The sequence below is a fragment of the Flavobacterium hungaricum genome (genome assembly GCF_015182285.1).
Lineage (GTDB): Bacteria > Bacteroidota > Bacteroidia > Flavobacteriales > Flavobacteriaceae > Flavobacterium > Flavobacterium hungaricum.
The window spans coordinates 634,919-657,549 of sequence record NZ_PRDM01000001.1; the positions used below are offsets into that span (position 1 = coordinate 634,919).

At 35.0% G+C, this 22,631-nt stretch carries 20 protein-coding genes and 2 pseudogenes; 8 read left to right on the forward strand and 14 right to left on the reverse strand.

Going from position 1 to position 22,631, the window contains the following annotated elements:
* Window positions 1-90 precede the first annotated feature (90 nt).
* Together C4F50_RS02645 and C4F50_RS02650 are read right to left on the reverse strand one after the other, a co-directional pair.
* Complete coding sequence (locus tag C4F50_RS02645; protein WP_193844875.1) at window positions 91-1,443, reverse strand: DEAD/DEAH box helicase; 1,353 nt, start codon at window positions 1,441-1,443, stop codon at window positions 91-93.
* Window positions 1,444-2,239: 796 nt separating this feature from the next.
* Window positions 2,240-2,455: a helix-turn-helix domain-containing protein gene (locus C4F50_RS02650; RefSeq protein ID WP_193844876.1), complete on the reverse strand. Its 216-nt coding sequence runs from the start codon at window positions 2,453-2,455 to the stop codon at window positions 2,240-2,242.
* A gap of 94 nt (window positions 2,456-2,549) precedes the next feature.
* On the opposite strand from C4F50_RS02650, the gene C4F50_RS02655 reads away from it, so the two are divergent.
* A complete protein-coding gene (locus tag C4F50_RS02655) occupies window positions 2,550-2,735 on the forward strand; it encodes a SymE family type I addiction module toxin (protein ID WP_193844877.1) in 186 nt (61 codons plus the stop codon).
* Here the strand turns inward: C4F50_RS02655 and C4F50_RS02660 are convergent.
* The 3 genes and pseudogenes from C4F50_RS02660 to C4F50_RS25820 all read right to left on the reverse strand — a co-directional run.
* Window positions 2,732-3,496 carry a TIGR02757 family protein gene (locus C4F50_RS02660; protein WP_193844878.1) on the reverse strand — a complete coding sequence of 255 codons (765 nt, stop codon included), beginning with the start codon at window positions 3,494-3,496 and terminating at the stop codon, window positions 2,732-2,734. The two genes, C4F50_RS02655 and C4F50_RS02660, sit on opposite strands and share 4 nt — an antisense overlap.
* A 112-nt stretch (window positions 3,497-3,608) precedes the next feature.
* Window positions 3,609-4,058 (reverse strand): annotated as a pseudogene (locus C4F50_RS25815) (ABC transporter ATP-binding protein); the annotation flags it as partial.
* Between the two features lie 216 nt (window positions 4,059-4,274).
* Window positions 4,275-4,487 (reverse strand): annotated as a pseudogene (locus C4F50_RS25820) (ATP-binding cassette domain-containing protein); the annotation flags it as partial.
* Between the two features lie 246 nt (window positions 4,488-4,733).
* On the opposite strand from C4F50_RS25820, the gene C4F50_RS02670 reads away from it, so the two are divergent.
* On the forward strand, window positions 4,734-5,447 hold the full coding sequence (locus C4F50_RS02670) for a phosphodiester glycosidase family protein (protein ID WP_193844880.1): 714 nt from the start codon (window positions 4,734-4,736) through the stop codon (window positions 5,445-5,447).
* A 12-nt stretch (window positions 5,448-5,459) separates the two neighbouring features.
* Window positions 5,460-5,747 carry a hypothetical protein gene (locus tag C4F50_RS02675; protein ID WP_193844881.1) on the forward strand — a complete coding sequence of 96 codons (288 nt, stop codon included), beginning with the start codon at window positions 5,460-5,462 and terminating at the stop codon, window positions 5,745-5,747.
* Window positions 5,748-5,796: 49 nt separating this feature from the next.
* On the opposite strand, the gene C4F50_RS02680 is transcribed toward C4F50_RS02675, so the two are convergent.
* The 7 genes from C4F50_RS02680 to C4F50_RS02710 all read right to left on the reverse strand — a co-directional run bounded on the left by C4F50_RS02680 (window position 5,797) and on the right by C4F50_RS02710 (window position 14,103).
* A complete protein-coding gene (locus C4F50_RS02680; protein WP_228011943.1) occupies window positions 5,797-8,571 on the reverse strand; it encodes a T9SS type A sorting domain-containing protein in 2,775 nt (924 codons plus the stop codon).
* 428 nt (window positions 8,572-8,999) lie between these two features.
* Entirely contained in the window at window positions 9,000-9,305 is a 306-nt protein-coding gene (locus C4F50_RS02685) for a DUF6787 family protein (RefSeq protein WP_193844882.1), read from the reverse strand.
* A gap of 33 nt (window positions 9,306-9,338) precedes the next feature.
* Window positions 9,339-9,770 (reverse strand): DUF6146 family protein, encoded by a 432-nt coding sequence (locus C4F50_RS02690; protein ID WP_193844883.1) that lies wholly within the window; start codon window positions 9,768-9,770, stop codon window positions 9,339-9,341.
* A 220-nt stretch (window positions 9,771-9,990) separates the two neighbouring features.
* Entirely contained in the window at window positions 9,991-10,560 is a 570-nt protein-coding gene (locus C4F50_RS02695) for a hypothetical protein (protein ID WP_193844884.1), read from the reverse strand.
* Between the two features lie 103 nt (window positions 10,561-10,663).
* Window positions 10,664-11,614 (reverse strand): D-2-hydroxyacid dehydrogenase, encoded by a 951-nt coding sequence (locus C4F50_RS02700; RefSeq protein WP_193844885.1) that lies wholly within the window; start codon window positions 11,612-11,614, stop codon window positions 10,664-10,666.
* A gap of 251 nt (window positions 11,615-11,865) precedes the next feature.
* Window positions 11,866-12,936, reverse strand: coding sequence for a 3-phosphoserine/phosphohydroxythreonine transaminase (serC, locus tag C4F50_RS02705; RefSeq protein ID WP_193844886.1), 1,071 nt, complete (start codon window positions 12,934-12,936; stop codon window positions 11,866-11,868).
* A 93-nt stretch (window positions 12,937-13,029) separates the two neighbouring features.
* A complete protein-coding gene (locus C4F50_RS02710) occupies window positions 13,030-14,103 on the reverse strand; it encodes an acyl-CoA reductase (protein ID WP_193844887.1) in 1,074 nt (357 codons plus the stop codon).
* 140 nt (window positions 14,104-14,243) lie between these two features.
* Here C4F50_RS02710 and C4F50_RS02715 point away from each other — a divergent pair, with 140 nt between their 5' ends.
* Window positions 14,244-14,594 carry a 4Fe-4S dicluster domain-containing protein gene (locus tag C4F50_RS02715; RefSeq protein ID WP_193844888.1) on the forward strand — a complete coding sequence of 117 codons (351 nt, stop codon included), beginning with the start codon at window positions 14,244-14,246 and terminating at the stop codon, window positions 14,592-14,594.
* 277 nt (window positions 14,595-14,871) lie between these two features.
* On the forward strand, window positions 14,872-16,032 hold the full coding sequence (locus tag C4F50_RS02720; RefSeq protein ID WP_193844889.1) for a peptidase associated/transthyretin-like domain-containing protein: 1,161 nt from the start codon (window positions 14,872-14,874) through the stop codon (window positions 16,030-16,032).
* 2 nt (window positions 16,033-16,034) lie between these two features.
* On the opposite strand, the gene C4F50_RS02725 is transcribed toward C4F50_RS02720, so the two are convergent.
* Window positions 16,035-16,781, reverse strand: a complete 747-nt coding sequence (locus C4F50_RS02725; RefSeq protein WP_193844890.1) for a class I SAM-dependent DNA methyltransferase — start codon at window positions 16,779-16,781, stop codon at window positions 16,035-16,037.
* Window positions 16,782-16,870: 89 nt separating this feature from the next.
* Window positions 16,871-19,525 (reverse strand): TonB-dependent receptor, encoded by a 2,655-nt coding sequence (locus C4F50_RS02730; RefSeq protein ID WP_193844891.1) that lies wholly within the window; start codon window positions 19,523-19,525, stop codon window positions 16,871-16,873.
* 328 nt (window positions 19,526-19,853) lie between these two features.
* Between C4F50_RS02730 and ychF the strand changes: the two genes are divergently transcribed.
* The 3 genes from ychF to C4F50_RS02745 all read left to right on the forward strand — a co-directional run bounded on the left by ychF (window position 19,854) and on the right by C4F50_RS02745 (window position 22,625).
* Window positions 19,854-20,948 carry a redox-regulated ATPase YchF gene (gene ychF, locus C4F50_RS02735; RefSeq protein WP_193844892.1) on the forward strand — a complete coding sequence of 365 codons (1,095 nt, stop codon included), beginning with the start codon at window positions 19,854-19,856 and terminating at the stop codon, window positions 20,946-20,948.
* A 323-nt stretch (window positions 20,949-21,271) separates the two neighbouring features.
* Window positions 21,272-21,949, forward strand: coding sequence for a TIGR02117 family protein (locus C4F50_RS02740; protein ID WP_193844893.1), 678 nt, complete (start codon window positions 21,272-21,274; stop codon window positions 21,947-21,949).
* A gap of 7 nt (window positions 21,950-21,956) precedes the next feature.
* Entirely contained in the window at window positions 21,957-22,625 is a 669-nt protein-coding gene (locus tag C4F50_RS02745) for a hypothetical protein (RefSeq protein ID WP_193844894.1), read from the forward strand.
* The last annotated feature ends 6 nt before the right edge of the window (window positions 22,626-22,631 follow it).

A 22,631-nucleotide genomic window follows, 5' to 3' on the forward strand; every position in this document is an offset into this window, starting at 1 on the left:
ACTTTGAACCTCTGCATCTTTGAGCCTTTGAACCTTTTAAACTTAGAATCTTAGAACCTTAGAACCTTAGCATCTTAGAACCTTAGCATCTTATTTATCCTTGTCTTTTCTCTTCTTATCTCTCGTTTTCAACATGTTTCTATTAACAGAACCGTGTGTTTTCTTTTTCGTTTTTGAAGGACCTCCAAGATTGACTTTTTTATTCTTTTTTGATTTTTCGTGAAAAGCACCCTCACCCGCAAGTTTTGGTTTTTTCATTAAAAACTTCATTGGCTGTCTGTCTTTTTCAGGTTCGATTAGTTTTTCAGAGATTTCTACCTCTTCTGGAAAAGCAGCGATTTCAAGTTCCTGATTCATTAAAACTTCCACTTCTACTTTAAATTCTTCTTCACGAGGCGTTACAAAACTAATTGCAGTTCCCGTTGCATCGGCACGGCCTGTACGGCCAATTCTGTGCATATAAAGTTCTGGTTCTTCTGGAAGTTCAAAATTGATAACGTGCGTAATGTCAGAAATATCCAAACCTCTCGCCATAATATCGGTTGTAATAAGACCGCGCAGGTTTCCTTCCTGAAATTCTGCCATTGTACTCAAACGATAGTTTTGAGATTTATTGGAGTGAATCACCCCAAATTGTCCGTCAAACATTTCTTCAATACGAGTATGAAGCATGTCTGAAATCTTTTTATTGTTAACAAAAATCAGCACACGATCCATAGTTTGATCGGTTTCTAATAAATGTTTTAGAAGATTTACTTTTGTATTAAAGTTAGGTACATTATACGTAATCTGCGTAATTTTTTCTAATGGAGTTCCAGAAGCGGCCAAAGTTACTTCTTCAGGAAAATCAAAATAATCATTTAAAATAGCATCCACTTCGTCAGTCATGGTAGCCGAAAACAAAATGTTTTGACGTTTGGTTTTCATCATAGCCAAAAGCGCAGTCAATTGTGTACGGAAACCAAGATTCAGCATTTCGTCAAACTCATCGATCACTAATTTCTGAGTTTCATCAAAACGAACAACAGCATCAAGAGCTAAATCCATTGTACGTCCCGGCGTTCCAACTAGAATATCAACACCTTCATAAACAGCTTTTTTCTGTGAATTAATGTTGACACCGCCGTAAATTCCCAATGTTTTAACCGACATGTATTTAGTCAGTTTTTCTACTTCTTCTACAACCTGAACCACAAGTTCACGAGTAGGAACCAAAACAACAATTTTTGGCGTATTGGTGTTGGTAAATTTGTATAATTTTAAAAGCGGTAATAAATAAGCAAATGTTTTACCTGTTCCAGTCTGTGCAATTCCCATCATGTCACGACCAGACGTAATTACAGAAAACGACTTTTCCTGAATTGGAGTTGGCGTAACAAATCCTAAATCATCGATTGCTTTTTGGACAGATTTTGGAAGATTAAATTTTTCGAAAGTGCTCATTTGCTTTAAATTTTGTGCAAATGTACGTTAAATTCATGGTTTTTTTGACGAATTTGTAATTTTAGATCATATAGATCACTCTGAGCGAAGTCGAAGAGCCTTACAAGAGGCTTTGACTTCGCTCAGCCTGACAATCGGCTCTATGCAACTTTGTAATTATTTTTCGACATTGAAAACCTTGAAAATACATTTTAAATCCGTGATTTTTCGCAATCTTGTCATTTCAGCGAATGAGACTCGCCGGATAGCGAATAGAAGCAAATCACACAAATCGACAAAGATTGAAAATTGTATATTTTGATTGTTAAGCTCCGGAGGAGCGTGCTATTTGTAGAAAAAATGATTCCCAAATGAGTTAAAGCTCCAGCGGAGCGATCTATTTTGAAATCATGTCGCTCCACTGGAGCTTAATAGCATGTGGTTATAGAATCTATAAATATATCGTCCCTCTGGGACTTGATTGATAATGAATTTTATAGAAATAACAAACTTTGAGGATTTACTAATGAGGCTTACGCTATATCGAATAGGTGAAACAAATCACAATCATAATCGACAAAGATTGAATTGTATATTTTGCTTGTCAAGCTCCGGAGGAGCGTACTATTTGTAGAAAAAATGATCCCCAAATGAGTTAAAGCTCCAGCGGAGTGATATATTTTGATAATCATGTCGCTCCGCTGGAGCTTAATAGCATGTGGTTGTAGAATCTATAAATATATCGTCCCGCTGGGACTTGATTGAATAGCAATGATTTTATAGAAATGGTAAATTGTGAGAATTTAAATAATAACTCTTAGAAATTTAAAAGTTGAGAAAGCGAAATTTCTAGTGCCTTTGAAACTTCAAATAAAGAATAAAGTGTTGAATTGACTTTTCCATTCTCCATTTTTTCAATTGCTTGTCGTTCTTTTTTACAAGCTCTCGCCAAGTCAGATTGGCTCCAGCCTTTCTTCTCTCTAAATTTAATGATCTGCAGACCAATAGTTTTATTTAGGTTATCTTTCGTCATAAAAACAAATTTATAATTATTTGTTGAAAATTTTGTCATATAATTGTATGACAAGTTGGTTTTTGTTTTATATTTGTCATATAATTATATGACAATGAAAAATTATAGAAAACTCAAAATTCATAAAAAATATCAAGCTAGAACTTACCGCGGAATAAATGTTCCTGAAATTATTCTTAAAGGAAAATGGCTTGAAAGTCTTGGCTTTAAACAAGGGAAAATGGTTGTCGTAAAACAAGAAAAAAATAAACTTACGATTACTGTTGATAAAAACAATTAAAACCCTTCAAAAACTCCCAATCCAAATAATGCAAAATCATATTTTACAGGATCTAACGGATCCATTTTACGAAGCGCAAGATCTAATTCGGCTAAAGCTTTGGCGTCGTTTTGCTTTCGCGAAAGAATTTCAAGTTTGCGGGCAACATTTCCAGAATGTACATCAAGCGGACAAGATAAAGCAGCAGGTGAAATACTTTTCCAGATTCCTAAATCAACGCCTTTTGTGTCCTGACGCACCATCCAGCGCAGGTACATATTGATTCTTTTGGCTGCCGAATTGTTCAGCGGATCTGAAATGTGTTTTTGTGTTCTTGGAAGATGATCGGTTTCGAAAAAGATTTTTTTGAATTCGCTAATGCTCTTTTGTAAACTGTCATTTTCTTGATTTTTAGCAAAAACAGCTTCGAGTCCGTTGTGGTTTTTATAGATATTCTGCAGCCCTTTTATGAAACCGGCAAAATCATTTCCGTTAAAAGTTCGGTGAACAAAAGTTTCCAGACGCGCCAAATCTTCGTCGGAATGGGACATGACAAAATCGTACGGCGTATTGCCCATTAATTCTATCATTCGGTGCGAATTTTTGATGATCATTTTACGGTTTCCCCAAGCGATAGATGCGCTTAAAAAACCTGCAATTTCAATATCTTCTTTCTGTGTAAATAAATGCGGAATCTGTACAGGATCACTTTCTATGAAATCCTGATTGTTATATTGAATGACTTTTTCGTCGAGAAATTCTTTGAGCTCTTTTTGGTTCATAATAAAAATGAAAATTCTTGAAATACGGAGAGGCCTAGCCCTGATGGAAGCGGCATCCTTTTTCTTGCTTCTTTAGCAAGGAAAAGATATAGCGGACAGCAGGAAACAGCTCCTAATTACTAATTTGACCGTCGACCATAACTAATTTTCTGTCGGCCATATTGGCTAACTCTTCGTTATGCGTTACAATGACAAATGTTTGTCCGAATTCGTCTCGAAGTTTAAAAAATAATTGATGCAGGTTTTCTGCCGAATGTGTATCTAGGTTTCCAGAAGGCTCGTCGGCAAAAATAACATCTGGTTTGTTGATTAAAGCTCTGGCAACCGCAACACGCTGTTGTTCACCGCCCGAAAGTTCGTTTGGTTTGTGATTAATTCGATGAGAAAGTCCTAAGAAATCAAGAAGTTTTTTGGCTTCAGCTTCGGTTTCAGAAGGTTTTTTACCTGCAATATATGCTGGAATACAAACGTTTTCCAGAGCTGTAAATTCGGGTAAAAGCTGGTGAAATTGAAAAATAAATCCAAGATTTAAATTTCTGAACGTAGATAATGTTTTGTCTTTTTTGCTTTTTTGTTTGAAGTATCGAAAATAATAAACCAGCATCGAAAATAATGGTAAGAAAAGCACCGCTAAGGTTACTTGTCCTAAGACATCATCTATGATTGCACGTCTGAAAAACAGCAGATAAACGGCTAAAATAACGGCATAAACAGAGCCTGACCAAGTTATTATTTTGAATGTTTTTTCTTCTTTGGTATTGTCTTTTTCAACATCTTGAAGTGTCAGGACGTTTTCTCCGTTAATGGTCAGCGATGAATCTGGATTTATTTCGGGTTTGTCTAATGTGCCCAGAATTTGCAATAAAGTTGTTTTTCCAGCACCCGAAGCGCCTACAATTGAAACAATTTCGCCTTTTTTGATATGTAAATCGACACCTTTTAAAACTTCAAGCTTGTCGTAGAATTTATGTATGTTTTTTGCGTGTATCATGTATTGAAACTGTTTTTACAAAGAAACGAAGATTATAGTCAATGTCAAAAGTTATTTGTTAGATGTTAGATTTTAAAAATAGTCCGTCTTTTTAATTTTCTTCATTTTACTTTTGCATCTAGTTTCTCAGATCTTACATTTAATATTTTTCCAGCATTTCGGCAGATGGAAATTTCGGAATGATATTTGAAAATGAAATAAGCTGAAAATCAGATATTGTTTTAAATTTATAAAAATATTTTGTCAATGAAATTAAAAATCAGCGTTTTGTTAATTGCAATTTTAATGCTTTTCATAAGTGCAGATCGATATGATGCCGATTCTTTTGTAGTGTATTCTGTTGATCCTAAAAAGCAGGATTTGAAATTGTATTGGAAAAAAGAAAACGACGAAAGATTTGGAAGTATTCAAAATTTGAAAACGTGGATTGAAAATAAAGGGATGGTTTTGGATTTTGCGATGAATGCCGGAATGTATAACAAAGACAATGCGCCGCAAGGGCTTTATATAGAAAACAAAAAGACATTAACGTCATTGGACGCTGGAACTGCGGCTGGAAATTTTTATTTGAAACCGAATGGTGTGTTTTATATAACGACTGCTAAAGTGGCAAAAATAGCCACTACAGAAGAGTTTAAAAACGACGGAAAAATTCAATATGCAACCCAATCTGGACCCATGTTGGTTATTGATGGTAAAATTCATGCTGCATTTAAGGAAGGTTCTGCTAATTTGAATATTAGAAACGGAGTTGGGATTCTGCCAGATGGCAAAGTGGTTTTTGTATTGTCTAAAAAGGAAATCAATTTTTATGATTTTGCACACTATTTTAAAGAATTGGGCTGTAAAAATGCCTTGTATCTGGATGGATTTGTATCCAGAGCCTATGTGCCTTCAAAAAAGTGGACACAGACCGATGGGGATTTTGGTGTGCTGTTTGCTGTAACTAAAAAAAGATAAAAGATGAAAACAATGAAAAGAGAAGAAATTGTTGTTGAAGATGATAAAATGTCAAAATTAATTATTGGTCTAATTCTGGACGGAATTGGTATGATTTCATTCACGATTCCGCTTCTGGGTGAATTTTCAGATGTTATCTGGGCGCCAATTGCTGCATTTATCATGACCAGAATGTATAAAGGGCGGGTAGGAAAGGCGGCTAGTGTTTTGACTTTTTTAGAAGAGGCACTGCCATTTACGGATTTTATTCCGTCGTTTACGCTGACATGGATTTATACGTATTTCTTTCAGAGAAAATAAAAAAAAGGCGGTTCATCTGAACCGCCTTTCTAAATTTGTTGGGGCAAATTTATTGAATAATAATCTTCTTTACATATTCTGTTTTTTTGGTTTGAGGATTACTAATTTTTATTAGAAAAACACCTTTTGAGTGCAGTTGAATGTTTTCTTGAGTTTTTCCTTTTATTTTTTGTTTGTATAATTCTTTTCCCGAAACATCATAAATCCTAAGGTCGGCATTTTCTATTTCTTCATCGTTTAACACTACAGAAAATGAGCCACTGCTGGGTACCGGCCATACGTTAAAAGCACTGTAATAATCTTTTTTGGTTTCTTCTCTGTCTAAGTTTAATGTTAGACCGCTCACTGTATTTATTTTTCGTTTCATAGTACCGCCCTCAGAATCGGTCACTGTAAATTCAAAAGATCCTAAACCGTTTGCTGTTGGGGTAAAAGCGACGATATTACCGTTTAAGACTGCATTTCCGTTAACAACATTTGAAACCGTGTACGAAACACCATTTGTAAAGCCGCGGGATAATTTTTGAATGTCAATGTCAATTTTAGTTCCATTTGGAGATTCGTAATGAGGCAGCGACAGCCATTGTAAATAAGCGTCTAAGTTGGTGTAGCCGTCGTTATTGGTATCGGCATTCGAATCCGAAAAATCGCCTGTTGCAGAATTTATATTGGTGCCAATAATGTTTTCCCACCAATTTGGTAATCCATCTTGGTCAGAATCCCAATTGGTATCGCGGGTTACAACAGGATAAACCTCAAATCCGCCTGCATCGGCTTCGTTGTCGGGAAAGCCTGGTTTTCCGGTTACGCTCCCTACGGCAGAATAGGTTCCGTTCAAAGTTTCGTTGATGATTCGCTGGTCATGATCGTCGAATTCAGGCTGCGTACAGCCCACATCAGAAAGTACTATTTTATAAGCATTTTTGGCAGACTGCGTAGTTACATAAGATGGAAAAAAAGGTGTGCTGACAAAATTTTCAAAAGTAATTGCTACTCCAGAAGCTTTTCTGCCAACTGTCTGGTTGTTTTCGTCAAAATGGCCCGGCATTACATTGCCGTTAAAATAACACTGCTGTGTTCCTGTCCCAGCACCTTCATTCTGCTGGTTAAATGCAGTGAATATTTTAGAACCCGCTCCAGGTTTGTAATAATTGTTTACAAAATTGACCTCTTTGGTACCGCCGTCTGTGGTTCTGTTTCCCCAATTGTATACGACATTATTGGTAATATCCATTCTTCCTGCATAAGCCCCGCTGCCGTCTAATCCACCTCCGAGCGACCAATTTCGTCCATAGCAATGCGCTAGCAGATTATGATGAAAACTTCCGATATCGCCCCCAATCGTTGCTGCGTATCCGTGTTCTGTTCCAGCAGGATAATTTTGGTGATTGGCTGCATTGAGCGCCTCAGAGATTAGCGTTCTTTGCAGTGTAATGTTTTTTCCTGATCGCGAACTAAACGATTCATCTATTGTCCAGCTGATAGAGCAGTGGTCGATGATGCTGTTGTCGGCACCAGTTAATCCCATTCCGTCAAAAGTAGGACCGGCACCAATTCTTACCCTTAGATTTTGTACTACGGCATCGTTTCCGGTGACACCAAAAGGAGCAGAGCGAATCGTAATTCCTTTTCCAGGAGCAGTCTGCCCCGCAACAGTTACATATGGCTGGCTTAGAACAAGGCGGGAGGTAAGTTGAATAACTCCCGAAGTATTAAAAACAATTGTTCTAGGACCAATATCATTAGTTACAGCTTCTCTAAAGCTTCCGGGACCGCTGTCGTTTAAATTGGTTACGGCAACAACTTTGCCCCCGCGTCCGCCGCGAGCAAAACGTCCGTAACCTTCAGCATCAGGAAAAGCAAGCTGGGCAGGACGAAAACGCCAAATATTTCCTTTTTCAATTCCGTCTGCTAAAACTTCATCCACACGCCAAAAATAAGTTGCGCCAGTATATAAGCTGCTTACTTGATAAGAAGTATTAGCAAGGGCTTGATTGCCTTTGTATTCTGGAGAAGAAGTCGTTGCATTGTCTACAGCAGTTTGATCTGTGCCAAAATAAACATTATGCGAAACGGCATTTGCTGCTGCAGTCCATTGTAAAGTCTTGCCGCCAGAAATCAATTCGACGTGTTCGTCATTGTGTTTTGGATTTGGATTGGTTGATTGATAAAAAATATTAGGTGTATTTAATTCAAAACCATTGAGCATAATGTTTTTTATGTTTTCCGTTCCAGAAGTTTCTGCTGCGAATAACAAGACAACATCTGTCCCTGTAGTGGCTTGAAATTTTAAATAGGTAGATTTTGCATCTGCGGTTTTGGTTGCTCTAACAGACGGAATCAAATTGTTTACCACTAGAGTCCCGTCTACAGAAATGTCAATCGGACTAAAAGTATTGGTTGTCGGACTGTCTACCGCATTAAAAAAAGCCAGTAAAGTGTGCTGGCCTGTTGTTAAACCGCTTATTTTGAGTTCGATTTGAGCGCCAAGATTTGCAGTTGTTCCTTTTACTGTGAGTCCGTCACTAATTAATCTTGCATAATAAGGCGCTTGTATTCCGGCTTTGTACCAATTGGTTCCTAGTGCGTCTCCTTTGTCTCCCACTCTGGTAATGGTAAAAGTTACTCCGTTTTCGGTATAGGTACTGGTATTTCCAGAAGCAATAACCCAAGCTGTATAATCGGGTTCGTTTACTTCGGTTTTGGGTCTTCCAGATTGATCAAAATCTATTTTTACAATAGGATTTTGGGCAAAAGCAGTTGTAAATGATGTAATGAGACCAATTGCCGTCATTACATAGAGGTTCAAGTAGTTTTTCAGCATTTTAATGGTGGTTTGGTTAGTAAGTAAGTAGTAATAGTGTTTTAATTAATTGAAAATCAATTTTTAAAATCAATATTACTATTGTAAAGATTGTTAATGCTTACAATAAAACCATCCTGTACCATCCTGTTCTGGTTGTTGTTTTCTTATTATTTTGTGATTAAAAAAATGATATGTATTTTTTTAATATATTTTTTTTGAGAAGTATATATTTGATGAATGCGGAGATTTGCTCTGTTTCCAATTGGAAAAGAGAATTTAAAAAAGAAAATAGTTATAATTTGAAGGAGTAATAAAAAAAACAAGATTTAGAAAAAATAACAGGATACGAAGATTATTGTTTCTGCTATAATTTTAAATTGTCTCTCTGAAAAAAAAAAGGAAACTTTGATTATTAGCGTTTTGGCGGCTAAAAAAAGACTAGAAAGTTAATCTTTAAATAAAAAACCAAGTCCCATTCTTTTGAGCATTTTCTTTTCGAAATTCCAAAAAAAACGAAATTGTCCAAAAAAAGTTCCGATGGCAACAAGTAAAACTTGGTAAACAGGAAGGATAATTATTAAACGGATTAAAGTAAACCAAACGATTCCCAAATCCTCTTTGTGTATTCCTACCCAGTCACAAAAAGGTCTAGAGATCCATGCAGATGCCGATCCTGTGATGGCAAAAACAATAAATATCACTATGGCTTGTAGATTTGAGGTTATGCCCCAGCGTTTTTTTAACTTGTCCATTATTTATCAATAATCATTACAAATATAGCAACATTATCTTTGCGGCACGTATCCGCCGAGCTTTTGTTTGTAAGTATTTTGAAAATAAATCATGTAATTATAAATCAAATAATTTACTTCGTATCCGTAACGAATTTGCGGCTGGTAATCGATCGTCATTTCATAAAGATTTGGACTGTAACGATTGGGTTGTAAAACACGATTGTTCCATTCGGTTACATACAAATAGTTTTTATTTTCTAAATAAGCCAGCGAATAATAATTTCTAGGAAGTGCTCTTGAAGCCAGCCAAGTATTAAAACCGTTGTCGATAATAATAACTTCATATTCCAAAGAGTCATTTGCAATTCTCACTGTATCATTTCCGGTTTTAGCAGGCTGTGAGCTGTCTGCAATGCTTTTTGATGCCGTAGAGCAGGCAATTATAAAGAGAAGAACAAATAATATAATAACGATCTTTTTCATGACTTAAAGTTACAAAAAAAAATTAATAGGTACTAAGGCATGAAAGTGCAAAGCTTTTTGGACGCGAATTCACGAAACGTTTAGAAGTCTTCTGCTTTTTTGTAAAAACGAAACTATAAAAGCTTTGCGTCTTCGCGTCAAAAACCTCGTTATTCTAAAAAAGAAAAAAGCCTCAATAAAGAGGCTTATAAAAACTTTGTGGCTTCACTGCAAAACGCAGTTAAGAGCTCGATTTTCCAAATAACTTACCAATAAATCCGGCAATACCGCCTTTACTTTTCGTTACTACCAAAACATCGGCTACATCTACTTTTCCATCATTATTTTGGTCAAGGCCAAACTGCATTCCGTATTTAGAAATCGTTTCCATAATTCCAGAAGCTTGTCCGCTGTTTCCTGAAATTGCCGAAATTATATCAGAAATTTGAAAACTGCCGTCTTTAGGATCTTTTGCCTTATTTATTAAAGAACTCAAAATCTGAGGAATCATATTCGAGGCAACTCCTGTAGAATCGGCACTGCTTAATCCGAATTTTTCGCCCAGACTCCCGCTCAATTGCTGTTGTATCTGCTGTATTACAGGATTTGTACTGTCTATTGCTGTGTTTCCGCTGAATAACCCCGCCAATTGTTCACCTCCGCCTTCTGATGCTAATTTTTGAAGACTGCTGAATATAGACGAACTGGTTTCGTTAATAACCGCTTCATTCTGTTCATTTGGTATGGCTGCGTTGTTTACAACAGCGTCGCCTCCGTATTGTTTTACTAATTGGGTTAATTGTTCAAACATGATATTGAGAGTTTAAAATTACACGCCAAAAATATATAAAAAGAAAGGGATTTACTACAATTTTATAGTAAATCCCTCTAAAGGTAAGTTATTTTTCTATTACTTAGCTTAATAAAGTAATAATTTGCGATGCTAATTCAGTACCAATTCTGTCTTGTGCTTCTCCTGTTGCAGCCCCAATGTGCGGCGTCAGCGAAATTTTAGAGTGCATTAAAATTGCCATTTCTGGTTTTGGTTCGTTTTCGAAAACGTCTAAACCAGCAAAAGCTACTTTTCCTGAATCTAAAGCTTTTACTAAAGCAACTTCATCAATAACACCTCCACGAGCACAGTTTACGATTCCTACACCATCTTTCATGATTTCAAGTTCTTTTTCGCCAATGATGTAACCATTTTGAGCTGGAACGTGAAGTGTAATAAAATCAGCTTCTTTAAATAAAGATTCTAAAGATTGAGAAACTACTTTAGTTGTAATTGACTGTCCGTCAAAAAACTCTACTTTAATATCCACTTCTGGAATAAAGCTGTCTGCTGCGATTACTTTCATCCCTAGTCCAAGAGCCATTTTTGCAGTAGCTTGACCAATACGGCCAATACCAACAATTCCAAGCGTTTTTCCTCTTAGCTCAATACCATTTGCGTACGCTTTTTTCAAGCCGTCAAAATTGGTATCTCCTTCTAGAGGCATATTTCTGTTAGAATCATGTAAAAAACGTACACCGTTAAATAAGTGTCCGAAAACCAGCTCAGCTACAGATTCTGAAGATGAAGCAGGAGTATTAATTACGTGAATTCCTTTGCTTTTTGCATATTCAACATCGATATTGTCCATACCAACACCACCGCGGCCGATGATTTTGATTCCAGGACAAGCATCAATAATATCTTTACGAACCTTAGTCGCACTGCGTACCAAAATTACGTCTACATTGTTTTCATTAATAAAGTTAGCTACTTGTTCTTGAGCAACTTTTGTAGTTATTACTTCAAATCCGCCTTTTTCTAAGGCTAGAATTCCGCTTTTAGAAATTCCATCATTTGCTAATACTTTCATTGTGTGATATTTTTTATTTGATTCATCGCTTAATTGTTTAATCGACGAGCCAGCTATTATAAGTTTTTCTTTTTTTTGAATTTGGAGCTGTTTCCTGCTATCCGCTGCAATCTTTTATTTTTTTAAAGGAAAAAAATAAAAGGATTTCCGCTTCTATCAGGGCTAGGGCTCTTGTTTTCAGCAGTCATTTTAAAGTAAACATTAGTGCGATTAAACAGTTAAATCAAATTAACGATTAAACGCAGCAACGATTAAACTTTAGATTCTAACGCTTTCATTACATCTACCAAAACCTGAACGCTTTCAATCGGCATAGCGTTGTAGATCGAAGCTCTGTAACCACCAACAGAACGGTGTCCTGGCAATCCAGAAATATTTGCTTCTTTCCATAATGCGTCAAATGCCGCTGCGTGATCTGGATTGTTCAATAAGAACGTTACATTCATTGCAGAACGATCTTCAACAGCTGCTGCACCTTTAAATAATGGATTTCTGTCGATTTCAGCATAAAGTAAAGCTGCTTTTTCGTTGTTTAATTTTTCAACAGCAGCGATTCCGCCTTTTTCTTTAATCCATTGTAATGTTAAAAGGGAAACGTAAACAGCAAAAACAGGAGGTGTATTGTACATACTTTCTGCTTTAATGTGTTTAGCATAATCTAACATACTTGGAATTGTTCTGCCGGTCTTTTCCAGAATTTCTTCTTTGATTACTACCAAAGTAGTTCCTGCAGGTCCCATATTTTTTTGAGCTCCAGCGTAGATAAGATCAAATTTTGAAAAATCTAATTGACGAGAAAAAATATCAGAACTCATATCGCAGACAACAGGAATATTTGTTGCTGGGAATTCTTTCATCTGAGTTCCAAAAATGGTATTGTTACTGGTGCAGTGAAAATAATCTGCATCACTTGGTATTGTGTAACCTTTTGGGATATGGTTGTAATTTTCTTCTTTTGAAGAAGCCACCACAACAGTTTCTCCAAAATTCTTAGCTTCTTTAATAGCTGCAGTTGCCCAGGTTCCTGAATCTAAATACGCTGCTTTTCCGTTTTCTTTCATCAAGTTATAAGGAGCCATCAAGAATGCAGTACTTGCACCGCCTTGTAAAAACAAAGCCTGATATCCTTTTCCTGTAAGACCTAACAATTCTAAAGCAAGGGAGCGAGCTTCATCCATAACGGCCACGAAATCTTTGCTTCGGTGCGAAATCTCCAGAATAGAAAGTCCTGAATCGTTAAAATTTAAAACTGCTTTTGATGCTTTTTCAAAAACTTCTTGGGGTAAGATACTTGGTCCTGCGCTGTAGTTGTGTTTTTTCATGGTTGTTGTTAATAGTCGAAAATTTTAAAGACGCAAATTTCGTTAATAAGAGCCGAAAAAGCGTTAAAATATTCGAAATAATTAAACATTTTATTACTTTGTTGTTAACAAAAACGTTATAGTATCGACATTATCTGCGTAATCCCACAATTGCGGTTTTTGGGTTTCTCCAAAAGCGATACTGTCGGCTGTTAAATTGCTGCTTACAATACATTGAATTTGTTCTGAATCGTCTGTAAGACGTTTTTTAAGCGCATCCACATTTTCGTAGAACTCATAAAAAACGCTCGATATTGGAGAAGCATAACTGGAATCTTCTTTTAAAGTAAGGAATCCGTTATCCAATAATTTGAAATTACTCATTAAGAAAACCGCTTTATTATAATCGTAGTTATTAGCATATTTTTCGTAGTGAATCACGTCCTGATATTTAAAGACAGCTTGAAAAAAAGTATCAAAATTATAGCCTTTTGGAACAAAAAGTTTAGACACATTACGGCATCCTAATCCAAAATAGCGAAAAATATCTTCACCTAAAGCTTCCAGTTCTTCGTTGGTTTCTTTTCCAGTCAGAATCGCGGCGGAATTTCGGTTTTTACGAATGATCGACGGTTTGTCTTTAAAGTAATACTCAAAATAACGTGCTGTATTATTGCTTCCGGTTGCAATTACAGCATCAAAATTCTCCAGTTTTCCTTCTGCGAAAGTGATTTTATTTTCAAATTCTGGATTGACAGCTATAATGTATTTTGCTAAAAACGGCAGTAAATGCTGATCGTTTGATGAAGTTTTGATTAAAGCTTTGTTACCCGTAATTAAAACGGATAGAAAATCATGAAAACCCACTAACGGAATATTTCCAGCTAAAATCAAAGCAACTGTTTTGCTGTCAGACTGAGCGGAGTCGAAGTCTGAAGAATACTTAGACAGCCATTTAGAAATATTTTCTTCTGTTAAAGCATCTGCCCAAGACTGAATCGCAAAATAAACCTGTTCTGGTGTGTACCAGCCATTATGAGATTGTGATAAATGAATTAGTTTTTCGAAATTATCAAAGAATGCAGCGTTGTGTAAAACATCTGCTCTTGCAGCAGATTCGTTCTCAGAAAACTGACTTAAAAATTTTCCTAATTCAACAAAAACACTTTTTTTTGTTTCTAATGTCATAATGTTTGTTTATGAATTGTTTTGATTGTAATTTTGCACAAAAATAAGCTATATTACGTTATAAGGCAAAGTAGATTGAAATCTTTACTGCTTTAATCTACAAATCCTATATAACTTTTAACTAAGTAACGACAAAAACGATGGCAATTATTATAACTGACGAATGTATTAACTGTGGGGCTTGCGAGCCAGAATGCCCAAATACAGCAATCTATGAAGGAGCTGATGATTGGAGATATAAAGACGGAACAAGTCTTTCTGGAACCATAATTTTACCAGACGGAACTGAAGTAGATGCAGACGATGCGCAAACTCCTATTTCTGACGAGGTGTATTATATAGTACCAGGAAAATGTACAGAATGTAAAGGTTTTCACGATGAACCGCAGTGTGCAGCAGTTTGTCCTGTTGATTGCTGTGTTCCAGATGATAATCATGTAGAAGATGAGGAGACTTTATTAGCTCGTCAGGCGTTCCTGCATAATGAATAAATTAAAATTTTTGGTTTATTCTGCATTTTAATGCAATAATGAATTAATTCTTGTTTTGCTTTCATTAATTTTTTGTACCCGATTTTATAAAAACTTCGAGTAAAAAATGGCAGTATTTACAATATATAAGAAAAATCCTGAGTCTCAGCTCAGGTTTTTTTTTACCCTGAAATCAGGTATTTTCAAAAGTTACTGTCTTGATAACGAATGTTTTATTTTTTGACTGTTGCTTTATTGTTAAAAAATTAATACTTTAGTTGAAAATTTAATAACGCGTATGAAGAAATTGATACTTTTATTTGTCGTATTATTTAATATTAACATTTCTGCACAAAATCAGGAGTATTCTATAATTGTTAAGGATATAGAGACACTGGAGCCAATAGAAAATGCTACGGTTGTAATAATGAAAACACAGCAGATTTTATTAAGTAATGAAGAGGGAAAGGTGACTTTTATGTTAACCGGCGGTTCTAACGTACAGGTTTCTGAAACTAATTATGAAGATTTGACAGTACGCTGGACGTCTTTGAATGGAGATCAAAAATTTGTTATTTACCTAAAAAGTAAAAACAACAAACTAGATGAAGTTGTTTTGTCTAAAGAAGCTCCAGATAGAATATTGCAGAAATTGGTAAATAATTCGACCAAAAAAATTAGTATTTCGCACAGACAAAAAGTGTATGTGAGAGAATTTTTTATGCTGGACAATCAATATTCTTATTATAATGATGGATTGGTTAATTTTCAGTTCGATAAAAATAATAATGCAACTACATTACTTGTAGAACAAAACAGATCTTATGGATTGTTAGAAACCGATATCAGCGCTGACTTAAGAGGTTATAATTTGAATGATATAATGGAGAATTATTCCAACTTTAAATATTTTGATCCTTTATTAGATTCAAAATCAAAAAAAGAATATGATTTTACTATAAAAGGCCATTCTACCAACAAGGATTATTATGTAATGTCTGTAACTCCATTGGATAAAGCAAAAGAAGCAGTCGATAATTTCGAGATAATTTATGATCCGGCTTTGAAACTTATTATAGAGTTTACGATTTCGGTAACGCCGTCTAATCTTGATAAAATCGAAGAAAAAACAAAAGAAGGCGATAAAAACATGACCAAATCTTTTGTAAAAGTAAATTACCGCTGGGACGGAACGGATTATTATGTTTTGAACTCTAATGAAGAAATTGGTTATACTATTATACAGAAAGAAAAAGCAAAAAATATACAAGTTCGAAACAGTTTTGTGACAACCGGATTTAACAAACAGAATTTTACGTATAGTGAAAGCGATGTTTTTAAAGAAAAATCACTTTTTAATAAAAAGAATAAAATCCTGACAAATTACTGGGATATTTCGGGTTTTACCGCAACTGATGAAGAAAAAGCAATCATCGCATCTTTAGAGTTTAAATTGTAAGTTTAGACTTTTTTTCTTGCTATAATAACATAGGTGTCATAAGCATACGTTTTTCGGTCAATAGTTTTAATTATTTCAAAATTACTGAGATAAAGAAACAGCTCTATTTCATTAAGTGTAAAAACACGAACAGTAGAAAAATCTTTTTCCAGCAGTTCTTTTTTGTCATTTATTACAGTAAAGTAATTTGCACTCCATTCCAGCATAAAGTTTTCTAAGGCGGTATTGGTGTTCCAATGGCTTTCTCTTCTGTAGTTTACGTTTTCATAAACCGCTTCATGAACTATTAAAGGATTTTCTTTTGTAAAAGGAATAAAACGATTGGCATCAATAAAATCAAAAATGATGATTCCATTGTCGTTTAGGTTTTTATAGAGCGAATCAAAAGTTCTATTTATATCATCATTTGTGATTAAATAGCTTGTAGATCTTCCGGTAATTAAAATAGCGTCAAATAAAGTATTAAGTTTAAAATCGCGCATATCTCCTTGTGTAAAGGAAGAATTTGGGTTTCTTTCTCTGGCGATTGTAATCATATCATCGCTGTAATCAAGACCTTGATAATTTTGATTGTTTTTTGCGAATCGTTTGGCCAGGTTTCCAGTTCCGCTTCCTATTTCTAGAATACTAGAGCCGTTGTTTTCCTGAATGAGATTGTTGTAAAATGCATATTCTTCATCATAATCCACAAAAGTCTGGTACATTGCATCATAAATTGCGGCCATTTTGCCGTCGTATAAATTTGCCATAGCTTTTCAGTTTTAAACATAAAATTAATAAAAGGGCTGCCGTAAGACAACCCTTTTGGATATGATTCAATAAAATTCGAATTCTTTTTTTAGAATTTATAGTTTAATGATAAGTTAAACATAGTTCCTAATTGGCTGAAATGAAAACCATCATAAGTCATTCTAGAGTAACGCTGATTGAAAGTAATCAGGTTTGACTGCGTTTTTGTTTGTGCAGGATCTGCTAGTATAGCTTCTCCAGCTGCATTTTCTGCAACAAATTTCCATTCTGGTAAAATGTTGAATAAGTTGTTTACGTTAAATGCAATCGTGAATTTTTCTGTAGCATTAAAATTAATACCTAAATCAGTAATAATTTTTGGAATAAATTCTGTTTTTAAGTTTTCATCAAGACCGTCTTGATTAAAAGTAGTTTTTCCGAAATAGGTATTATTCAAAGAAAAACCAAATTTACCAATTTCGTAGTTGATACCAAGAATCCATTTTGTATCAGGTCTTGAAGTAAAGGTCAACGAATTTAAAATATCACCAAATGAATTGTTTCTTACATCAGAGATTCTTTCATTTTCTAAAGTAATATTTCCTGAGACATTAAAACCTAATTTACCTTCACCGATTCCGATGTTGTTGTAATTTGCTACAACGTCTAAACCTGATGTTCTAGAGTCAAAAGAGTTAGAGAACCAAGCTACATTACCAAATGCAGTATCTTGTCTGTCTCCTAATACGATTCTGTCTTCAACTTTGATATTGTAATAATCGATTGTAAAATTGAAGTTTGTAAAAGGTTTAGCACCAATACCAACTGTTATGTTAGTTGACTTTTCTGGATCTAAAGAAGGAATTCCTAATTGACGTGCCTGAGGCGAAATATTATTGATGATACCGCTGATTTGAATTCCCTGTCCAGCAACAAAAGAATATTGTGATTTTTGGGTATAAATCTGATGTAAAGTAGGTGCTCTAAAACCTGTAGAAACAGATCCTCTCAAAGTGATTTTATCATCAAGAAATTTATATCTGGTACTTGCTTTCCAAACTGTAGCGCCTCCAAAATCGCTGTACTCCTCATGGCGGACAGTTCCGTTTATTAAAAAGTCTTTGGTAATATCCAAAGCGACATCCAGATAAACACCTACGTTATATCGGTTCCATTTTCCAGAATTTTCAGGTCGGTTACCTGCAAAAGAGTCAGCTCCTGTTCCGTCCCAAGATGCTTTATCTCCTTCAATAACAGAGAAGTTTTCAGATCTAAATTCCGATCCAAAACCAATACTCAATTTATCAGAAATAATTTTAGAAACGTCGATATTTCCAACAACATGATTAAATGAAGTTCCTCCTGGTTTAAAAGAAATTGGGCTGTTTTCTCTATAAACATTATTTCCGTCCGCATCTACAATGTCAGATCTGTTGACAGAATTATTTACAATATAAATTTGTTTGTTGCCTCCAACTGTAACACTGGCATCGGTATTCCAGCCATTTTTAGTGGTTTTAAAGCCTAATGTACCGTTATAGTCATTTAAATCTCCTTCAAACGTTGGGCCGTAACCAGCATACGACGGATTGTTTGGATCACCGTTTCCGAAGAAATTATTTAGATAGGGGTCATCTGCCAAAGGTCTCCAATAAGGTGTTCTAAAATTGGCAAAAGAGTTTACTTTTTTGTAAACATAAGCGGCATTATAGTAAAGATTGGTGTTCTCACTAATTTCATTTCCACCATTAATCAAGAATTTTGCTGATGCAGTTTCCGGCGATCCATTGATGTTTCTTGCATCAGGATATTTAGCAAGATAGGCCTGAACATCGGCAATATCGGCTCCAAAATCTCCAGCTTCACCTTCGGCATCAACTTTTCCAGGTCTGTTTGCCAGATTTACTTTAGAGAAATCGATGGTATAATTTAAAAAGCCTTTTTCGCCAACTGTAGTACCGCTGTTTAAGCTTACGCCAAGCATTTCTCCATCGCCTTCAGAAGTAATACCACTTCTTAAAGTTAAAGATCCGGCATTGTTGTTTTTCTTTAAAATAATGTTCATAACTCCGGCAATCGCATCAGAACCGTATTGTGCCGAAGCTCCATCACGAAGAATCTCTACTCTTTCGATAGCGTCTGTTGGAATTGCAGAAATATCAGCACCTGTTTCTCCACGCCCCGGAGAAGTCTGTACATAAAGCAAAGAACTTAGGTTTTTACGTTTACCATTTATAAGGATTAAAGTTCTGCTTGGTCCCATATTTCTAATTTCATAAGGATCCAGTAATGAGGTGGCATCATTAACAGGAGTTTGCACCGTATTAAAAGATGGAATTTTGTATTGCAGCGCCTTATCAAAAGTAGCTTGTCCTGTCGAAGTTAAATCTTTGGAGGAAAGAATATCAATAGGGAGAGCACTGGTGGTATTACTTCTGGCTGCGGCCCGCGATCCTGTGACGACGACTTCATTTAGATTTTGTTCTCCTTGTTCGGATAATGCAACATCAATTGGGGATGTATTGGCTGTTTTTGTAATGCTTGTGTAACCTAAATACGTAAAGATCAAAGAGGCGCCTTCCTTTACTGTGATTTTGTATGACCCGTCACTGTCAGTAGATGTTCCATTATTGGTTCCTTTTTCAATAATGTTTACTCCGGGCAGAGGGGTTCCCGTGTTGTCTTTTACTACACCAGAAATTTGCTTCTGCGCAAAAATTAAAAGTGTGTTAAATAGAAAAAATAAAATTGCAACTTTTTTCATGGTAATTGTTGTTTTGGTTTAAAAAATGCTATGGTTTGTTAAATATTGTGATAAAAATAGTCTTATTTAACAAAAAATTATAAAAAAGTTTGAAAAACTTTAAGAAAAGTACTAAAAAAACATATATTGACATTTTTTGTACAGTTACGAGGTATTAAATCATATATTTGCAAAATTTTAATGCCGAAAAATATCATTTTGGCAAAATAAAAACATTGTAAAAAGTAATATAAATAAGACTAATAAAAAGCTAAGTAATTGATGTTTAAATCAGTATTGGCGGGGTCTGAGAGATTAAAATCAAGTTAAAAACAAATATTGTCTATAGATGAAAGCAGGAATTGTAGGATTACCAAATGTTGGAAAATCAACATTATTTAATTGTTTATCTAATGCAAAAGCGCAGAGTGCGAACTTTCCGTTTTGTACAATTGAGCCAAATATTGGTGTTGTAAACGTTCCAGATCCAAGAATCAACAAATTAGAAGAATTGGTTAAACCAGAGCGTGTACAAATGGCAACTGTAGATATCGTAGATATTGCAGGTTTGGTAAAAGGTGCAAGTAAAGGTGAAGGTCTTGGGAATCAGTTTTTAGGAAACATTAGAGAGTGTAATGCTATTATTCACGTTTTGCGTTGCTTTGATAATGATAATATTGTACATGTTGACGGAAATGTAAACCCGATTCGTGACAAAGAAACGATTGATATCGAATTGCAGTTAAAAGATCTTGAAACAATCGAAAAACGTTTAGAAAAAGTAAAACGTGCTGCAAAAACAGGAAATAAAGAAGCACAGACTGAGGAAGCTTTACTAAACCGAATCAGAGAAGCATTATTGCAGGCAAAATCGGCAAGAACAATTGTTCCTCAAAGTAATGAAGAAGAAGTTTTAATGGAAGCTTTTCAATTAATTACAGCAAAACCAGTTTTGTATGTTTGTAATGTTGATGAGGGTTCGGCTGTAAACGGAAACAAATATGTAGATCAGGTTCGCGAATTGGTTAAAGACGAGGATGCAGAAGTGATCATTCTTTCGGTAGGAGCAGAGGCTGATATTACAGAATTAGAAAGCTACGAAGAGCGTCAGGTTTTCCTTGAAGATATGGGATTAACTGAGCCGGGAGCATCTGTTTTAATTCGTGCAGCTTACAAGCTTTTAAAACAGCAGACGTATTTTACCGCAGGTGTAAAAGAAGTACGTGCCTGGACTATTAATATTGGAGCAACTGCACCACAGGCTGCAGGAGTTATCCATACTGATTTTGAAAAAGGATTTATTCGTGCAGAAGTAATTTCATACGAAGATTACGTTCAATACGGTTCTGAAGCAAAAGCAAAAGAAGCTGGTAAATTTAAAGTAGAAGGAAAAGAATATGTGGTAAAAGATGGAGATGTAATGCATTTCCGTTTTAACGTTTAATCTTTTTTACAGAAAATAGAGTAAAGAACAAACAAAACAAAAAAACTGCTGGAGAGATTCAGCAGTTTTTTTGTTTTTATTATTTAGGTTTTTATTGTCTGGCTGAGCGAAGTCGAAGCCTGCGCAAAGATTGGATATTTATTGAAGTTTCGGATCGGGATCGCTCAAGATGATACAAGAGAGTAAAAAAATCTGCGTAAATCCGCGCTTTCGCGAAAGCGAACCTGTAAAATCCGCGTACCATTTTCGGGAAATAAAATTTTTGGCTCAAAAATTGGTTACAGAAAAAACAACCAATTACTAATTTAAAATAACCAATTAAAATGCTAAAAAAAACCTTCAAATTTTTGGGCTGGACGCTTTTCGGAATCTTCACTTTTATAGCCTTGTATGTAACGTCAGTATTGTTAATTTCAAAAATCACGGTCAATTCAGAAACGGATCTTGTAAAAGAACAAAAAACAATTCCCATTTACATTCTTACAAACGGAGTTCATACCGATATTGTAGTTCCGGTAAAAAACGAAATAAAAGACTGGCGAAACCAAATTCAATTCAGTCAGACACAATCAAAAGATTCGTTGATGAATTATATTGGTTTTGGCTGGGGAGATAAAGGTTTTTATCTGGATACGCCAGAATGGTCCGATTTGAAAGTAAGTACCGCCTGCAGAGCCGCATTCGGAATCAGTTCTTCTGCCATGCATACCACATTTTTCAAAAACTTACGTGAAGGAGAAGACTGTAAACGCATTTTGATTTCAACAGAAAATTATCAAAAATTAGTCAATTATATTTCAGACAGTTTTACGGATCCCGTTCATCCGCAATGGATAGAAGGCCACAGTTACGGAAGAAAAGATGCTTTTTATGAAGCAAAAGGAAGTTACAGTCTTTTTTATACCTGTAATACCTGGGCAAATTCTGCTTTAAAAGCTGCCAATCAAAAAGCAAGTTTATGGACAGTTTATGATAAAGGTATTTTCTGCCATTATAAATAATTCTGTGATGAAAAAGCTAATTTTAATTTTTACAATAATTACAATAGCAATTTCTTGTAAAAAAGCAGATGCAGAGTGTGTAGATTGTTTGACATTTTATTTTGAAAACCCGCAGCCTGATAAGGATTCAGAATTAGATCATTTTCCAAATAAATTTAGAGGACTGTATGTAAATGCGGATTCGATTTTTATTAGGATTGACGAAGATCTAATTATGAAAGAATATTTTTATAAAAGTAAGATTCATAAACTCGCTTTAGATTCTTTAAAAGAAACGTTTGATATTGTTGATGGTAAACTGATCGTAAAAAATACAAAGGATGTATATGAAATGCTGCCCAAAGGAGATTCCATAGAATTGATTCAAAAAAACACAGATACTTTGTTCCGATTTTCGCTTTTTAAGAAAGCAAAACGCATAGACGGGCAGTTAATTCTGAGCAGTAAAGATTCTATTTATTGGACTGTTGAATTTCTTTCTATTCAAAACGATTCCATTAAATTTAAAAGACTTTACGATCAAAAAAACTTGAAAAAGCTGGATTCTATAACTAAAATAAAGGCAAAAATGCTGGATTCTACTTCTTATTTAATTAAGCCGACAAGAAGAGAATTTAAAAAGATCTTAAAAATTAAAGATAGGAGCTGGGATATTGGATATAAAAAGGTTTCGTGATAATTT

Excerpts from the sequence above, each read along its gene's own strand:
- C4F50_RS02645 (WP_193844875.1), bottom strand. The coding sequence starts at position 1,443 with ATGAGCACTTTCGAAAAATTTAATCTTCCAAAATCTGTCCAAAAAGCA.
- C4F50_RS02650 (WP_193844876.1), bottom strand. The coding sequence starts at position 2,455 with ATGACGAAAGATAACCTAAATAAAACTATTGGTCTGCAGATCATTAAA.
- C4F50_RS02655 (WP_193844877.1), top strand. The coding sequence starts at position 2,550 with ATGAAAAATTATAGAAAACTCAAAATTCATAAAAAATATCAAGCTAGA.
- C4F50_RS02660 (WP_193844878.1), bottom strand. The coding sequence starts at position 3,496 with ATGAACCAAAAAGAGCTCAAAGAATTTCTCGACGAAAAAGTCATTCAA.
- C4F50_RS02670 (WP_193844880.1), top strand. The coding sequence starts at position 4,734 with ATGAAATTAAAAATCAGCGTTTTGTTAATTGCAATTTTAATGCTTTTC.
- C4F50_RS02675 (WP_193844881.1), top strand. The coding sequence starts at position 5,460 with ATGAAAAGAGAAGAAATTGTTGTTGAAGATGATAAAATGTCAAAATTA.
- C4F50_RS02680 (WP_228011943.1), bottom strand. The coding sequence starts at position 8,571 with ATGCTGAAAAACTACTTGAACCTCTATGTAATGACGGCAATTGGTCTC.
- C4F50_RS02685 (WP_193844882.1), bottom strand. The coding sequence starts at position 9,305 with ATGGACAAGTTAAAAAAACGCTGGGGCATAACCTCAAATCTACAAGCC.
- C4F50_RS02690 (WP_193844883.1), bottom strand. The coding sequence starts at position 9,770 with ATGAAAAAGATCGTTATTATATTATTTGTTCTTCTCTTTATAATTGCC.
- C4F50_RS02695 (WP_193844884.1), bottom strand. The coding sequence starts at position 10,560 with ATGTTTGAACAATTAACCCAATTAGTAAAACAATACGGAGGCGACGCT.
- C4F50_RS02700 (WP_193844885.1), bottom strand. The coding sequence starts at position 11,614 with ATGAAAGTATTAGCAAATGATGGAATTTCTAAAAGCGGAATTCTAGCC.
- serC (WP_193844886.1), bottom strand. The coding sequence starts at position 12,936 with ATGAAAAAACACAACTACAGCGCAGGACCAAGTATCTTACCCCAAGAA.
- C4F50_RS02710 (WP_193844887.1), bottom strand. The coding sequence starts at position 14,103 with ATGACATTAGAAACAAAAAAAAGTGTTTTTGTTGAATTAGGAAAATTT.
- C4F50_RS02715 (WP_193844888.1), top strand. The coding sequence starts at position 14,244 with ATGGCAATTATTATAACTGACGAATGTATTAACTGTGGGGCTTGCGAG.
- C4F50_RS02720 (WP_193844889.1), top strand. The coding sequence starts at position 14,872 with ATGAAGAAATTGATACTTTTATTTGTCGTATTATTTAATATTAACATT.
- C4F50_RS02725 (WP_193844890.1), bottom strand. The coding sequence starts at position 16,781 with ATGGCAAATTTATACGACGGCAAAATGGCCGCAATTTATGATGCAATG.
- C4F50_RS02730 (WP_193844891.1), bottom strand. The coding sequence starts at position 19,525 with ATGAAAAAAGTTGCAATTTTATTTTTTCTATTTAACACACTTTTAATT.
- ychF (WP_193844892.1), top strand. The coding sequence starts at position 19,854 with ATGAAAGCAGGAATTGTAGGATTACCAAATGTTGGAAAATCAACATTA.
- C4F50_RS02740 (WP_193844893.1), top strand. The coding sequence starts at position 21,272 with ATGCTAAAAAAAACCTTCAAATTTTTGGGCTGGACGCTTTTCGGAATC.
- C4F50_RS02745 (WP_193844894.1), top strand. The coding sequence starts at position 21,957 with ATGAAAAAGCTAATTTTAATTTTTACAATAATTACAATAGCAATTTCT.